Below are 15,583 nucleotides of genomic sequence, written 5' to 3'. Positions count from 1 at the left end.
CCCAGGCCGTGACCCCATCGACATCTACCGGAACTGCCTCCGCGTCCTGCGCGGAGGCAGTTCCGTGCAGGAGCCCATGCCGAACCTCACCCTCGCCCAGGCCCGCCGGATCGCCCTCGCCGCCCAGGGACTGCATCGCCCCCGCCGTGAGGCGGCCCCCTCGGCGCGGGCCGTCGCGAGCGCCGCCCGACGCCTCCAGGTCATCCAGATCGACTCGGTGAACGTCCTCGCCCGGTCCCACTACCTGCCGCTGTTCTCCCGCCTCGGCCCCTACGACCGCGCCCGGTTCGACGCCCTCTCCTCCCGGTCCCCGCGCCGGCTCGTCGAGTACTGGGCCCACGAGGCGAGCCTCGTACCGCCCGAGCTGTTCCCCCACCTGAGGGCATGGCAGCGCCGGACGTGGATGGGTGCGGACAGGATGCCGCCCGCTCTGCGCGAGTCCCTCGAAACCGCGATCCTCGAGCTCCTCGGCGCGGGGACGCCGCTGAGCGCCTCGACCGTCCAGCGCCTGCTCGGCGGGGACACCGGACGCCCCGCCGACGGGTGGGGGTGGCGGTGGACCGCCACGAAGCGGGTCCTCGAGGATCTGTTCGCCCGCGGGGAGATCGGCTCCGCCGGACGGTCGGACCAGTTCGAGCGCCTGTACGCCCCCATCGAGCGCATCCTGCCCGACCCCGCGCTCGCCGTCGTCGCCCCGGACCGGACGCAGTCCCTCTCCGTACTGGCCGGGCGGGCCGCGGGGGCGCTCGGCGTCGCGTCCGCGCGTTCTGTCGCCGACTACTTCCGCACCCCCGTCCGCCAGACGCGGGCCGTTCTCGACGCCCTGGTGGACGCCGGGGCACTGGAGGCCGTGACCGTCGACGCCGGCACGGAGCCCTGGTACCTGGACCCGACCGCGGTCCACCCGCGCCGGGCCCGGGGGAGGGCACTCCTCAGCCCCTTCGACTCGGTGGTCTTCGAGCGGGACCGGCTCCACCGGCTCTTCGGCTTCCACTACCGCATCGGGATCTACACGCCGGCGGAACAGCGCACCCACGGGTACTACGTGCTGCCCTTCCTGCTGCGCGACTCGTTCGTGGCGCGCGTGGATCTCAAGGCGGACCGGGCGGCCGGACGCCTGCTGGTCCGCGCCGCGCATGCGCAGTCCGATGCCCCCGCCGACACGGCGGCAGAGCTCGCCGACGAACTGCGCCTGCTCGCGCAGTGGCTGGGACTCGACGACGTCGTCGTCGAGGACCGCGGCGACCTCGCCCCGGCGCTCTCCGCGCAGGCCGGCACGCTACTCTGAGCGCATATGCAGTTCGGCCGCGCTGCAGCGCGCCGCAGGGGACCTGCAGCGGGAGGCGGAACGTCGTCCCCTAGACTAGAGACGCCATCCTCGGCAGCATCAGATTGGGAGTAAATACCAGTGCCATCACTTCTTGAACGAGTTCTCCGCACCGGCGATAAGAAGACACTGAAGCGGCTCCGGAACTACGCTGACGCGATCAACGTCCTGGAGGACGAATTCCGCGAGATGTCCGACGCGGAGCTGCGCGGGGAGACCGATCGGCTGAAGAAGCGTCTCGCCGACGGCGCCACCCTGGACGATCTCCTTCCCGAGGCCTTCGCCGCGGTCCGTGAGGCGTCGAGCCGCACGCTCGGCCTGCGCCACTTCGACGTCCAGCTGATGGGCGGCGCCGCCCTCCACCTGGGGAACATCGCCGAGATGAAGACCGGTGAGGGCAAGACCCTCGTCGCCACCGCGCCCGCCTACCTCAACGCGCTGTCCGGCAAGGGCGTCCACGTCGTCACCGTCAACGACTACCTGGCCGAGTACCAGTCGGACCTCATGGGACGCGTCTACCGCTTCCTCGGGCTGACCAGCGGCTGCATCCTCTCGAAGCAGGACCCGGCGACGCGCCGCGAGCAGTACGCCGCGGACATCACGTACGGCACGAACAACGAGTTCGGCTTCGACTACCTGCGCGACAACATGGCCTGGAGTGCCACGGAGCTCGTGCAGCGCGGCCACAGCTTCGCCATCGTGGACGAGGTCGACTCCATCCTCATCGACGAGGCGCGGACCCCGCTCATCATCAGCGGCCAGGCCTCGGGGGATGTGAACCGCTGGTACACCGAGTTCGCGAAGGTCGTCCAGAAGCTCACCGTCGACGTCGACTACGAGGTGGACGAGAAGAAGCGCACCGTCGGCGTCCTCGAGGACGGCATCGAGAAGGTCGAGGACTACCTCGGCATCTCCAACCTGTACGAGTCGGCGAACACGCCGCTCATCGGGTTCCTGAACAACGCCATCAAGGCCAAGGAACTCTTCAAGCGGGACAAGGACTACGTGGTCCTCAACGGCGAGGTCATGATCGTCGACGAGCACACGGGCCGCATCCTCGCCGGCCGGCGCTACAACGAGGGCATGCATCAGGCGATCGAGGCGAAGGAGGGCGTGGAGATCAAGGCGGAGAACCAGACCCTCGCCACCGTCACGCTGCAGAACTACTTCCGCCTCTACGACAAGCTCTCGGGCATGACCGGCACCGCCGAGACCGAGGCCGCCGAGTTCATGTCCACCTACAAGCTGGGCGTCGTCCCCATCCCCACAAACCGGGAGATGGCGCGCAAGGACCTCTCCGACCTCATCTACAAGAACGAGGTCGCGAAGTTCGACGCCGTCGTGAAGGACATCGTCGAGCGCCACGAGACCGGACAGCCCGTGCTCGTCGGGACGACGAGCGTCGAGAAGAGCGAGTACCTCTCGAAGCAGCTCGCGAAGGCGGGCGTCCGCCACGAGGTCCTGAACGCGAAGAACCACGCGCGGGAGGCCGCGATCATCGCGCAGGCCGGCCGCAAGGGCGCCGTCACCGTCGCCACCAACATGGCCGGCCGCGGCACCGACATCATGCTCGGCGGCAACGCCGAGTTCAACGCCGTCGCAGCGTTGGAGAAGGCGGGGCTCGACCCCGCCGACAACCCGGAGGAGTACGAGGCCCGGTGGCCCGCGGCGCTCGAGGCCGCGAAGGAAGCGGTCAAGGCCGAGCAGGAGGAGGTCCGCGAGATCGGTGGCCTGTACGTGCTCGGGACGGAGCGCCACGAGTCGCGGCGGATCGACAACCAGCTGCGGGGCCGCTCCGGCCGCCAGGGGGACCCGGGGCGGTCCCGCTTCTACCTGTCCCTGACCGATGACCTGATGCGCCTGTTCAACTCGGGCGGCGCGGAGCGGATCATGAACAGTGCGACCATGCCCGACGACGTCGCGCTCGAGTCGAAGATGGTGTCGAAGGCGATCGAGAGCGCCCAGGGCCAGGTCGAGGGCCGCAACGCCGAACAGCGCAAGAACGTCCTGAAGTACGACGACGTGCTGAACCGCCAGCGTGAGGCGATCTACGGCGACCGCCGGAGGATCCTCGAGGGCGACGACCTGAGGGAGAAGGTGCAGTTCTTCCTGGAGGACGTCATCACCGCGATGGTGGACGAAGCCACGGCGCAGGGCCACGGCGACGACTGGGACTACGACCTGCTGTGGACGAACCTCAGGACGCTGTACCCGATCACCCTGACCTCCGACGAGGTCATCGAGGAGGCGGGCGGGACGTCGAAGATCACCCGCGACTTCCTGCACGACGAGATCCTCTCCGATGCGAAGCTCGCCTACCAGGCGCGCGAGGAAGCCCTCGGGGAGCAGACGGTCCGCGAACTGGAGCGTCGCGTGGTGCTCTCGGTCATCGGCCGGAAGTGGCAGGAGCACCTCTACGAGATGGACTACCTCAAGGAGGGCATCGGCCTCCGCGCGATGGCGCAGAGGGATCCGCTCGTCGAGTACCAGCGTGAAGGCTTCATCCTCTTCCAGGCAATGATGGAGTCGATCCGCGAGGAGAGCATCGGCTACCTGTTCAACCTCGAGGTCGAGGTCTCGGCGCCGGCCCAGACGGGTCTTCCCGGGGTCACGGACGGTCGCGGGGTGGTCCAGGCGCCGACGATCAAGGCGGCCGGACTCGAAGCACCGGCCAAGCCCGCGACCCTCAATTTCATCGCCCCCAATGCCCAGGGCGAGGCCGAGGTGCACGTCGAGCGGAACAAGACGCAGGCCGCGCCGTCCGCCGGCCGGAAGAACAAGAAGCGGTAGTCAGCCGATCTCGAGGGCGGTGACCCGCCACGCTCCGCGCCGTTGCTCTATCCGAAGAGCGACGGCGCGGACGCGTTTCCGGTCGAAGGCGACGACCGAGGCCTCGTAGACGCCGGGGCTCACGGGGCAGACGCGGGCCGAGCGGACCACCACATGCCGGTCCGTGCTCCCCGGGACCTCCCCTCCCCGGCCGGCCGGACGCGCGCCGACGCAGCGCACCAGGTTCGCGCGCAGCTGCAACCGCTCGTAGTTCTCGGTGTCGAGCCAGCGGGCCATCTGCTGCAGGGGGCGCGATCCGCCCAGGACCTCGAGGGCGCCCTGGCAGACGGACCGGGCGATCCCGGCGATCCGGAGCTCGATCCCCGCATCAGCGGCCCCCAGGGGGTCCGCGTCCTGCGGCGGCCCCGGCGTCGGGGCCGTCCCGGGCGGTTCCGCCGGCCTCAGCGGGATCACGGTGGCCTGCGCGTCCGCGGGGCGGGGCGGCGCGAGCAGCGCTCGTGGCGCGCCGCTTGCCGCGGCGAGTTCGGTGGCAGCGGGACGGAGCTGGGTCACGGGGTTCATGCGGATTCCCTTCGTTGACTGGTCGGGTGACGGGCTGGGTGAGCAGCGAGTGGCCTGCAACCGGATCCCCATCCGGTTCCTACCCGGACGGCGCCTGCAGCACCGTGCCGGGGAGCAGGAGGGACGGGTCGTCCCCGATGAGAGCGCGATTGGCCTCGTACCAGGTCGGCCACACCTCGGCGATGTCCGCCGCGGTCGCCAGCGGCCCGAGCCGGGCGGCGACGATCGACCACAGGGAATCACCCGGCGCGACGACAGCCTCCTCCGCGTCGACGACGGCGCGGCTCGGCCCCCGCACCAGCGGTCCGCCGTCCACCGGCAGGGGCTCCGGCTGCCAGGCGGGGGACACGGGCTCGGGCCTCGGGTCCGTAGGCCCCGGAGCCGCGACGGATGCCGATCGACCGGCAGCGGACGGGGCCTGCCCCGGACTGCCCGCCGCCCCGGTGGTCGCGGCTACAGCCGGCCCCGGACTCCCCGCCGTGCCGGCCGTCGCCGCGTGTGCCACGGCGGGAACGGCGAGGAGGTTGAGGCCGAGCAGTGCGACGGCGAGGCGCCGCATCAGCGCGGGAGCGCAGCGGGAGGCGCAGGTCGCGGCGATCGACGGGCCGCGTCGGTGGAGCAGTTCGGCGAGGAGCGCCACGAGGAACAGGACCACCCACCCGCCGACGACGGCGAGCCCGAGCCCCGCCAGTGCCAGACCGAGGGCGTCCTCCAGCACCGGTCTGCCGGTCGCCTGCCGGCCGACGAGCAGGGCGGTCCCTGCCCCCGTCGTGACGACACCGCACCCGAGAATCAGTCCGGCCTGAATCGTGTCCGACGTCTTCATGGAAACCCTCCTCCTCGAGGCCTCAGTTTGATGTCGTTTGATGTAGTTTGTCTACACTTGCTTTCTATTCACGGGATACCTGTTCGATTGACGTCGGGACGGAGGGCTCCTAGGTTGGGGAGATGCGCTGGGATGCCCTGTTCAACGACCTCGAGTCGCAGCTCCAGGCGGCCACCGCCCTCGAGCAGGAGAGTGAGATCAGGGAACGCACGCGCGCCGAGCAGGCGCGGCTGACCCTGGTGCAGCGGCTGCTCGGCCAGGTCGGGCGGCCGCTCGGGGTGTCGACGCGAGGCGGCCGGTCACTCGAGGGCATCCTCACGAATGTCGGCTCGGAGTGGATCGCCGTCGCGGTGGAGGGGCGGTCCGTGATCGTCCCGCTGTCGTCACTGCACCTGCTCCGCGGGATGGGGCGTGGGGCCGGTCAGCCGCTGTCGGGTGTCGGCGCCCGCCTGGGACTGGGATCGGCGCTCCGGGTCCTGTCCCGCGACCGGGCGTATGTGACGCTCTGGACGGTGTCGCCCCCGTCCCGCCAGGCGGGGATCATCGACAGGGTCGGTGCGGACTTCGTCGACGTCGGAACGACGGGAGTCGACCGTGAGGGCCGACAGGCGCAGGGCCGGGACGTCCTCACCGTGCCCTTCGCCTCCCTCGACGCCGTCGACGCGGCGGCGGACTGAACCCGTGGCACGACGCGGCGGCGGACTGAACCCGGGGCACGACGCCGCGGCGGGCTGAGCCCGTGGCACCACGCGGCGGATCGAGGACGATCGTGGCGCCCGTCCGCCGCGTCCCGGGAGAGCCGCGTGCGGGCTGGACGTCGCCCGTGATCAGGCGGGTGGAGTGCCCGCGGCGTCGTTCCTCAGCGCCGCCGCCGTCTTCTCGTAGGCCGCAGCGATGTACTCCTCGAGGATCCGGGTCTCCACGCGCCACTGGCCCCGGCCCCCCACCTGGATGGCCGGCAGCTCCCCCGAGCGGACGAGGGCGTATGTCTGGGATGCGCTGATGTTGAGCACCTCACCGACGTCGGCGAGGGTGAGGAAGCGCCGCTCGGCCACGGGTCCGCCTTTCATGGTCGTTCGGGTATGCCTCCAGTCTGCCACCGCCGGGGTCGCCGGCCGCAGTTCTCCACAGGTCGACGCCATTTGCCGTCGATCGGTTCCCTTGGGGCCCGCCGTACACAACAATGGCGTGCGGGGAGTGAAGCCCGGTCGGGGCGCCACCGGTCGAATGGGGGACGACAGTGAGTATCGACACGCGTGCCATGCAGGTGCCGAGCGAGGCTCCGCGTCTGAGGAAGCCGTCCTGGAAGGATCCACGGCTGCTGATCGGCCTCCTCCTGGTCCTCTCGTCGACGGCGGGGGTGATCGCGCTCCTGGACAGCCAGAACACCACCACGCAGGTGTACTCCGCCCGGGAGGACATCGCCGTCGGGTCGAAGCTGACGGAGGAGGATCTGGTGGCCGTGCCCGTCCGTCTGGGCGACGTGTCGGACGCCTACCTGACCGTGGCCGCCGGCATCCCCGACGCCGCAGTCGCGACCCGCCTCGTTCCCCGGGGCGAGCTCGTCCCCGCCGCCGCGGTGGGCAGGACGGACGGGCTGGACCGCAAGCCGGTGGGGCTCACCGTCGAGGACCCGCTGCCAAGCGGGACCGCTGCCGGGGACCGCGTGGATATCTGGGTCTCGCTCCGGACCGACACGAATTCCTACGACGAACCCCGGCTGCTCCTCGAGGCCGCGGAGGTGGCGGAGCTGACGGTGGGGGAGTCCGCCCTCGGAGGGAGCTCCTCCACGCTCGTCCAGGTCCTCGTGGACGACGGCGCCATGCCCGCGCTGCTGGGGGCGCTGTCCAACGACGCCCGGATCGCCGTCGTGCTGAACCCGGGCGCCGGCTCGTGAGCATCCCGGTCATCACGCTCGGGGCGGAGGCGAACGCCTATGTCCCCGGGCTGGAACAGCTGCGGGGGCCCGTGACCGTGGTGCGTCGCTGCACGGAACTCACCGAGCTCGTCGCCGCCTGCCAGAGCGGCCTGGCGCGAGCCGTGGTCATCGCCCCCGGTGCCGCCGAGCTCACGGCGTCCCTCGTCGACCGCCTGCGCTTCACGGGCGTCGCCGTCGTCGCGCTCCGCGACCGGCTGCCGGGACCAGTCGGTCCCACCGTCGACGGCATCGAGTACGTCGAGGCATCGGTGGAGGCCGGAGTGCTCGCGGCGGCCATCACCCGGGCGGTGGGACGCTTCGACGCCGATCCGGGCCGTCCGCAGGGCTCCCTCGCCTATGCCGATCCGCTGGGCCGGCCGGACGTGGCGGCGGCACGGCCCATCGAGGGGACCGGGGTGACCGAGGAACCCGGTGCCGGACGCATCACGGCCGTGTGGGGGCCACCCGGGGCCCCGGGGCGCACCACCGTGGCCCTCAACATGGCCGCGGAACTGGCTGCGGCCGGCCGCTCGGTCCTCCTCGTCGACGCCGACACCTACGGGGCGAGCATCGGAGCCTCGCTCGGCCTGCTCGACGAGTCGGCGGGGCTCGCGCAGGCCTGCCGCATCGCCGATCAGGGCCAGTTCGACGGCACGGCGCTCGGCCGGATCGCGGTGAGCGTCGCGGTGAAGGGCGGCCGGCTGCGCGTGCTGACGGGTATCACCCGCCCCGACCGGTGGCCCGAACTGCGGCCCGCGGCCCTCAGCAGGGTCCTCGAGGCGGGGCGCTCCCTGGCGGAGGTGACCGTCGTCGACTGCGGGTTCTGCCTCGAGGCCGACGAGGAGCTCAGCTTCGACACCCTCGCCCCGCGCCGCAACGGGGCGGCGCTGCGCTGCCTGGAGGTCGCGGACACGGTTCTCGCGATCGGCGCGGCGGACACCATCGGCGTGCCGCGCCTGGTCAAGGCACTCGCGGAACTCGGTGATGCCGTCCCCACGGCGACACCCCGCGTGGTGTTCAACAAGGTGCGGGCGGCGGCCGTGGGCCGCGCTCCCGAGACGCAGCTGCGGGAGGCCTGGGAGCGTTTCGGGCCGTCACTCGGGATCTCCGCGTTCCTGCCCCTGGACGCCGCGGCGGCGGACCGGGCGCTGCTCGCCGGAACGGCCCTGCTCGAGACCGCACCGGGCTCGCCGCTGAGACTCGCGATCGCCGCCCTCGCGGGCGTCCCCGCGGGCGGGGAGGCGCGACGGCGCGGGTCCGGGACGAGATCCGGCAACGTGAAGTTTCCGGGTATCCCGGCTAGGATTCCACGGTAAGAGGTCGCAACGGAGCGGCCTTTCATCACGTTACGGAGGCCCTCCCCATGTCGTCTGGATCCAGGACAACGGATCAGTCAAGCTCGGACACGTCACGGGATTTCGTACAGCACTACTTCGAGCATCTCGCGCGCGAGGACGCCGTCGGGCACCTCCCCGCCGACCTCCGCCAGCGGGCGTTCGCCCATCGGGACCTCGCCGAATCCCGCCGGCCGGGGACGGCCGCCGTCGGCATCATGGATCAGGGCACCTCCAGCGTCGTCATGATCGTCACCGATGACATGCCGTTCCTGGTCGATTCGGTCACGGCAGAGCTCGTCCGGCAGAACGCCGCGATCCGCCTGGTGGTGCACCCGACGTTCCTCGCCGTACGCGAGGACGAGTCCCATGCCCTGACGACCCTCGAGCGTGTCCCCTCGACAGCCGGTGCCTCCAGCGGGGACACCGCGGCCCTGCCGAACATCGGCGACCTCGTGGGCCTGGACGGACGCACCACGCACATCGAGTCGTGGATCTCCGTGGAGGTCGCGCGGCTGTCCGACGCGGCGGCGAAGGAGTCGCTCATCGACGGCCTCCACCGGGTGCTGGGTGATGTCCGTGCGGCGGTCGAGGACTGGCCCGCCATGCGCAACACCGTACGCTCCATCGAGGCGTCGCTCGCGTCGGTCGTCGGCGCCGAGCAGCTTCCCGACCTGCGCCAGGCGCAGGAACTCCTCCGGTGGCTCGACGACGGCAACTTCACGTTCCTCGGCTACAAGGAGTACGACCTCGTGAGGGACGAGGACGGCGCCGACGCGCTCCTGGAACGCGAGGGCAGCGGCCTCGGCCTGCTCCGGCACGGCAGCGGACACCTGCAGCAGCTCACCGCGGCGGGACGCGCGATGGCGCGCGAACGGCGGCTCCTCGTGATCACGAAGGCGAACTCGCGCTCGACCGTGCACCGCGCCGCGTACCTCGACTACATCGGGATCAAGAGCTTCGACGCGCAGGGCAACGTCGACGGCGAGCGCCGCTTCATCGGCCTGTTCGCGACCAGCGCCTACACCGGGTCGGTCCGCAACGTGCCCCTGGTCCGCGACAAGGTCACGGAGGTGCTGCGCCGCTGCGGCTTCCCCTCGGACTCGCACTCGGGCAAGGACCTGCTGTCCATCCTCGAGACCTACCCCCGCGACGAGCTGTTCCAGATCGACGACGCCGACCTCGTGTCCACGGCGCTCGGGATCCTCCGCCTGCAGGAACGACGCCGGACGCGGCTCTTCCTGCGCCCGGACGTGTACGGCCGGTTCATGTCCGCCCTCGTCTATCTTCCCCGCGACCGGTACACGACCAGCGTCCGGCGGCGCATCGAGGACGAGCTGGGCACGGCCCTCCATGCCGAGTCCATCGACTTCGAGGCGCGGATGAGCGAGTCCGCGCTCGCCCGGCTGTTCTTCCGGATCAGGCTGCAGCGCGGCGTCGAGATCCCCGCGATCGACACCATCGAGCTGGAGGAACGCCTCGTCCGGGCGGCCCGCTCCTGGTCCGAGGGCGTGGTGGAGGTCGCCCAGCAGCGGTTCGAGCAGGACGACGCACAGCGGCTCGCGACCCTGTGGGCGGAGTCCTTCCCTCCCAGCTACCGCGTCGACTACGAGGTCGAGGACGCCCTGGAGGACATCCCCCGCTTCGAGCGGCTGGCAGAGGAGCCCGACGGCGCTCCGCAGCTCCACGTGTACGTGCCGGACCGCCAGGACGCCGAGGACGCCCGCCTCAAGCTCTACCTGGCCGAGGCGAAGAGCCTCACGCAGATCCTGCCGTACCTCCACAACCTCGGACTCGAGGTGCTGGACGAGCGGCCCTTCGAGATCACGCGGTCCGACGACCGCTCGTTCTTCCTCTACGACCTCGGGCTGAGGTTCCCCGCCGGCATCTCGCCGCTCGACACCGCGCCCCTGCTCCGTGAGGCGTTCACGGCGGCCGTCGTGGGCGACAGCGAGTCCGACCAGTTCGACCGGCTCGTGCTCAGCGAGGAGCTCGGCTGGCGCCAGGTGGTGATCCTCCGGGCCTACGCCAAGTACATGCGCCAGATGGGCAACACCAACTCGTACGGGTTCGTCGCCGACACCCTGCTCCGCAACCCGACGGTCACCCGGGCCCTCGTGGCACTGTTCACCGCGCGGTTCGACCCCGATCTCGAGGGCGACCGGGACGCCGCGTCAGACGCCGCGCGGACCACGCTCGAGGAGGGCCTGGAGCAGGTCCCCACCCTCGACGCGGACCGCGTGCTGCGGACCTTCGCCAATCTCATCGAGGCGACGCTGAGGACCAACTATTTCCAGGACAAGCGTCACGTGAGCCTGAAGTTCGACACCTCCCGGATCACCGGCGCGCCGTTCCCGCGGCCGAAGTTCGAGATCTGGGTCTACTCCCCGCAGGTCGAGGGAGTGCACCTGCGCTTCGGCAAGGTGGCGCGCGGTGGGCTGCGCTGGTCGGACCGGCGCGAGGACTTCCGGACCGAGGTCCTCGGGCTCGTCAAGGCACAGACCGTCAAGAACGCGGTCATCGTGCCGACCGGGGCCAAGGGCGGCTTCTTCGCCAAGCAGCTGCCCGACCCCTCGCTCGACCGCCAGGCGTGGATCGCCGAGGGGCAGGCCAGCTACCGCACCTTCATCCGCGGCCTGCTCGACATCACCGACAACGTGATCACGAACGGCACCACCGAGACGGTGGCGCCCCCGCCGCGCGTCGTCCGGCACGACGACGACGACACGTACCTCGTGGTCGCCGCGGACAAGGGCACGGCGTCGTTCTCGGACATCGCGAACGAGCTGTCCGCGGAGTACGACTTCTGGCTGGGAGACGCCTTCGCCTCCGGCGGGTCCGTCGGCTACGACCACAAGGCCATGGGCATCACCGCGCGCGGCGCCTGGGAGTCCGTCAAGCGGCACTTCAGCGAGTTCGACCTCGACACGCAGACCGACGACTTCACCGTCGTCGGGGTGGGCGACATGAGCGGTGACGTCTTCGGGAACGGGATGCTCCTCTCCGAGCACATCCGCCTCCTCGCGGCCTTCGACCACCGCCACATCTTCCTCGACCCGAGCCCGGACGCGGCGGCGTCCTTCGCCGAGCGGCGGCGCCTGTTCGAACTCCCCCGCTCGAGCTGGGAGGACTACGACACCGCGCTCATCAGCGCCGGCGGCGGCGTGTACCCGCGGCAGGCCAAGTCCGTCCCCATCTCGCCCGAGGTGCGGGAGGCCCTGGACCTCGACGCCGGGATCACGCAGCTGAGCCCACCGGAACTCCTGCGCGCCATCCTCCGGGCCCCCGCCGACCTGCTCTACAACGGTGGGATCGGGACCTACGTGAAGGCGACCGACGAGACGAACGCGGACGTCGGCGACCGCGCCAACGATGCCATCCGGGTGAACGGCAGCGAACTGCGGGCGCGCGTCGTCGGCGAGGGCGGGAACCTCGGGATGACCCAGCGCGGACGCATCGAGGCCGCGCTGTCCGGGGTCGTCCTCAACACCGACGCCATCGACAACAGCGCGGGCGTGGACTGCTCCGACCACGAGGTCAACATCAAGATCTTCGTCGACCGGATGGTGCGGGCCGGGCGCCTGCAGCCCGAGGAACGCGCCGAGTTCCTGCACTCCATGACCGACGAGGTGGGCCGCCTGGTCCTGCAGGACAACATCGACCAGAACGTCCTGCTGCTCAACGACCGCCAGCGAGTCGTCGAGTGGAGCCCCAGCTACGAGCGCATGATGGACTGGCTGGAGAAGAAGGCCGATCTCGACCGCGACCTCGAGGCGCTCCCGACCACGGCGGAGCTGCGCAAAAGGGTCGACGCCGGCCAGGGCCTCACCTCGCCCGAACTCTCCGTCCTCGCGGCCTACGCCAAGATCGAACTCACCAGGGTCCTCACGGCCAGCACCCTCGCCGACGACCCGCACTTCAGCGGCACGCTGCGGCGCTACTTCCCGCGCCGGCTCGTGGAACGGTTCGACGACGTCCTCGACACCCATCCGCTGCGCCGGGAGATCATCTCGACCGTCGTCGCCAACGACATCATCAACATGGGCGGGATCACGTTCGCGTTCCGGGTACTGGAGGAGACCTCCGTCCCCGAACCCATGATCGCCCGCGCGTTCGTGGCCCTGCGCGAGATCTACTCGCTGGACAGGACCGTGGACGCGCTCGCAGCGCTGCCGGCGGACTTCCCGACGGAGCACTGGTGCACCGTGCACCTCGACCTGAGGCGGCTCCTGGACCGCGCCGTCCGCTGGTTCGTGAACCACGTCGAGCCGGGAACCTCCGTGGACCAGGACATCGCCGCGTTCAAGCCGCTGATCGAGCCGTTCCACATGCATCTGTCCGAGTACCTGCGGGGCCGTGACCTGGAGCGCGCCCTCCGCTGGCGGGAGCGGGCCACCCAGTGGCGCCTGCCGGAGGAACTCGGCCGGCACTGGGCCGAACAGTTCGAGTCCTTCGCCCTGCTCGACATCGCGCTCGCCACGCGCAGGATCGACGAGCCGGTCGGGAACATCGCGCACGTCTACTACGCGGTCTACGACCGCTTCGAGGTGGACGACCTGCTCGAGCGGATCACGAAGCTGCCGCGCACGGACCGGTGGCAGGCCCTCGCGCGGGCCGCGTTGCGCGACGACCTGTACTCCACCGCCGCGGACATCACCGTGGCCGTCATGCGCGCGTCCCAGGACCTGCAGGACCGCGACGCCGGCGAACGCCTGCAGGCGTGGCAGGACCAGAACGAGGACCAGCTCCAGCGGGCCAGCAACATGTTCGCGGAGGTGAACAGGCTGGAACAGGACGACATCTCGTCCCTGTCGGTGGCGCTGCGGCTCCTCCGCTCGATCGTCCGCTGAGGCAACCGCCGGGTGGGCGGGCCCGGCCGGGGATGACAGACTGGATCCCGGTAGTCCCACCGGGTGTCCAGCACCCGCCCGCGGCCCGCCCGCCGTTCGTCGCTACAGAGAGACCCCATGGCTATCTTCACTGATCCGATCCGCGAGTTCACGGGGTTCGAACCCGGCGACGCGGAGTGGCTGCACCTGCTGGTGGGGGACTGGCAGATGGTCGCGGACCTCGCCTTCGCCGACCTCGCCCTGTGGTTCCCGCTCGACGGCGGCGGGTACGTCGCGCTCGCGCACGCCCGGCCGTCGACGTCGCACACCGTCTTCCACAGCGACTTCGTGGGGGAGCGTATCCGCGCGGACCTCCAGCCGCTCGTCGACGTCGCCTGGGAGTCCCAGAAGATCGAGCGCTCCGGGGAGACCAACTGGACCACCGAGATGGCGATGCGCGTGGAGGCCGTCCCCATGGTGCGCAACGGCCGGACCCTCGCCGTCGTGACGACCCACATGGATTTGTCCAGCTCCAGGATGCCCTCCCGGCTGGAACTGACCTACCGGCAGTGCGCCTACGACCTCCTGCGCATGGGCACGCTCGGGCTGTGGCCCGACTTCGCGACACCGACCGGGTCCCGCCGGGGCGCGCCCCGGGTGGGGGACGGGCTGATCAGGCTCGACGTCGACGGCATCGTCCAGTACGCGAGCCCCAACGGGGTGTCGGCGTTCCGGCGCCTCGGGGACGTGGAGACCCTCGAGGGGAGGCCGCTCGCCGAGATCACCACGGGACTGCTGAAGGACCGGCGCATGGTCGACGAGACGCTGCCCCTCGTGGTGACCGGCAGGATGCCGTGGCGCACGGAGATCGAGTCCCGCGGCGTCAGCCTGTCCCTGCGGGCCATCCCGCTCCGCGACGAGAAGGAACGCTTCGGGGCGCTCGTGCTGTGCCGGGACGTCTCCGAGCTCCGCCGCCGCGAGATGGAACTGGTGTCGAAGGACGCGACGATCCGCGAGATCCACCACCGGGTGAAGAACAACCTGCAGACCGTGGCCGCGCTGCTGCGGATGCAGTCCCGCCGGATGGTCAGCGAGGAGGGGAAGCTCGGCCTCGAGCAGGCCATGCGCCGCGTGTCCACGATCGCGCTGGTGCACGAGACACTGTCCCAGGGCCTGGCCCAGAGCGTCGACTTCGACGAACTCATCTCCCGCCAGTTCCGCCTGTCCGCCGAGGTGGCGTCGCCGTCCCAGGCCGTCCGGACCGAACGCAGCGGCGATTTCGGGGAGCTTCCGAGCGATCTCGCGACACCCCTGGCCCTGGTGATCAACGAGCTCGTCACGAACGCCGTCGAACACGGCCTGTCCGGCAGGGCGGGGACCGTATGGCTCAGGGCGCACCGCCGGACGGAGGACGACGGCCAGGAGATCCTCCGCGTCACGATCGAGGACGACGGCGTCGGCCTGCCCGTGGGCGGACACGCCGAAGGACTGGGCCTGCAGATCGTCAGGACGCTGGTCATGAGTGAGCTCGACGGGACGATCGCGTGGAGCACACGTCCCGGCGGCGGCACGTCGGTCACCCTCGAGCTGGGACTGCGGCTGAACCAGGGGTCCTAGGCCGATCGGCCGCATCCCACCTGTCGGGTCCGACGACGAAGGGCCGCCCCTGGGCGGCCCTTCGTCGATCGATCAGTACCCGCAGCGCGGGATCCACCCGCGTTCGGGCCGGCGGATCGGCCCGGACCCCTAGGAGGCGCGGCGGGCCCGTGCGGCGCGGCGCTTGAGCGCGCGGCGCTCGTCCTCGCTCAGTCCGCCCCAGACGCCGGCATCCTGCCCGGATTCGATGGCCCACTGCAGGCAGGTGTCCTGCACCGGGCAGCGGCGGCAGACACTTTTTGCCTCCTCGATCTGCAGGAGGGCCGGTCCGGTGTTGCCGACCGGGAAGAACAGCTCCGGGTCCTTGTCCAGACAGGCCGCGCGACTACGCCAATCCATGGT

General features: G+C 70.8%; 11 protein-coding genes. 7 read left to right on the top strand and 4 right to left on the bottom strand.

Annotated elements, in window-relative coordinates:
• Positions 1 to 76: 76 nt before the first annotated feature.
• Positions 77 to 1,288: a winged helix-turn-helix domain-containing protein gene (locus C4K88_RS02690; RefSeq protein WP_104120062.1), complete on the top strand. Its 1,212-nt coding sequence runs from the start codon at positions 77 to 79 to the stop codon at positions 1,286 to 1,288.
• 120 nt (positions 1,289 to 1,408) lie between these two features.
• Complete coding sequence (secA, locus tag C4K88_RS02685; protein ID WP_104120061.1) at positions 1,409 to 4,117, top strand: preprotein translocase subunit SecA; 2,709 nt, start codon at positions 1,409 to 1,411, stop codon at positions 4,115 to 4,117.
• Here secA and C4K88_RS02680 read toward each other — a convergent pair whose 3' ends face one another.
• Together C4K88_RS02680 and C4K88_RS02675 are read right to left on the bottom strand one after the other, a co-directional pair.
• Positions 4,118 to 4,678, bottom strand: a complete 561-nt coding sequence (locus C4K88_RS02680; RefSeq protein WP_104120060.1) for an Rv3235 family protein — start codon at positions 4,676 to 4,678, stop codon at positions 4,118 to 4,120.
• Between the two features lie 79 nt (positions 4,679 to 4,757).
• Entirely contained in the window at positions 4,758 to 5,504 is a 747-nt protein-coding gene (locus C4K88_RS02675) for a LysM peptidoglycan-binding domain-containing protein (protein ID WP_104120059.1), read from the bottom strand.
• A gap of 122 nt (positions 5,505 to 5,626) precedes the next feature.
• Between C4K88_RS02675 and C4K88_RS02670 the strand changes: the two genes are divergently transcribed.
• A complete protein-coding gene (locus C4K88_RS02670) occupies positions 5,627 to 6,181 on the top strand; it encodes a hypothetical protein (RefSeq protein WP_104120058.1) in 555 nt (184 codons plus the stop codon).
• A gap of 150 nt (positions 6,182 to 6,331) precedes the next feature.
• Here the strand turns inward: C4K88_RS02670 and C4K88_RS02665 are convergent, their stop codons facing one another.
• A complete protein-coding gene (locus C4K88_RS02665) occupies positions 6,332 to 6,559 on the bottom strand; it encodes a helix-turn-helix domain-containing protein (protein ID WP_241521664.1) in 228 nt (75 codons plus the stop codon).
• A 185-nt stretch (positions 6,560 to 6,744) separates the two neighbouring features.
• Here C4K88_RS02665 and C4K88_RS02660 point away from each other — a divergent pair, with 185 nt between their 5' ends.
• From C4K88_RS02660 to C4K88_RS02645, 4 genes are all read left to right on the top strand, one after another.
• Positions 6,745 to 7,401 (top strand): CpaB family protein, encoded by a 657-nt coding sequence (locus C4K88_RS02660; protein WP_306418593.1) that lies wholly within the window; start codon positions 6,745 to 6,747, stop codon positions 7,399 to 7,401.
• Positions 7,398 to 8,738: a CpaE/TadZ family protein gene (locus C4K88_RS02655; RefSeq protein ID WP_104120056.1), complete on the top strand. Its 1,341-nt coding sequence runs from the start codon at positions 7,398 to 7,400 to the stop codon at positions 8,736 to 8,738. The genes C4K88_RS02660 and C4K88_RS02655 overlap by 4 nt, the downstream gene beginning before the upstream one ends.
• Before the next feature lie 47 nt (positions 8,739 to 8,785).
• Positions 8,786 to 13,606, top strand: a complete 4,821-nt coding sequence (locus C4K88_RS02650; protein WP_104120055.1) for an NAD-glutamate dehydrogenase — start codon at positions 8,786 to 8,788, stop codon at positions 13,604 to 13,606.
• A gap of 117 nt (positions 13,607 to 13,723) precedes the next feature.
• On the top strand, positions 13,724 to 15,202 hold the full coding sequence (locus C4K88_RS02645) for a sensor histidine kinase (protein WP_104120054.1): 1,479 nt from the start codon (positions 13,724 to 13,726) through the stop codon (positions 15,200 to 15,202).
• A gap of 129 nt (positions 15,203 to 15,331) precedes the next feature.
• Here C4K88_RS02645 and C4K88_RS02640 read toward each other — a convergent pair whose 3' ends face one another.
• Positions 15,332 to 15,580: a WhiB family transcriptional regulator gene (locus C4K88_RS02640; protein ID WP_043441485.1), complete on the bottom strand. Its 249-nt coding sequence runs from the start codon at positions 15,578 to 15,580 to the stop codon at positions 15,332 to 15,334.
• Positions 15,581 to 15,583 lie beyond the last annotated feature (3 nt).

It is taken from the genome of Arthrobacter pityocampae, from assembly GCF_002927275.1.
Lineage (GTDB): Bacteria > Actinomycetota > Actinomycetes > Actinomycetales > Micrococcaceae > Arthrobacter_D > Arthrobacter_D pityocampae.
This window is presented reverse-complemented; position numbering and strand designations above follow the sequence as displayed.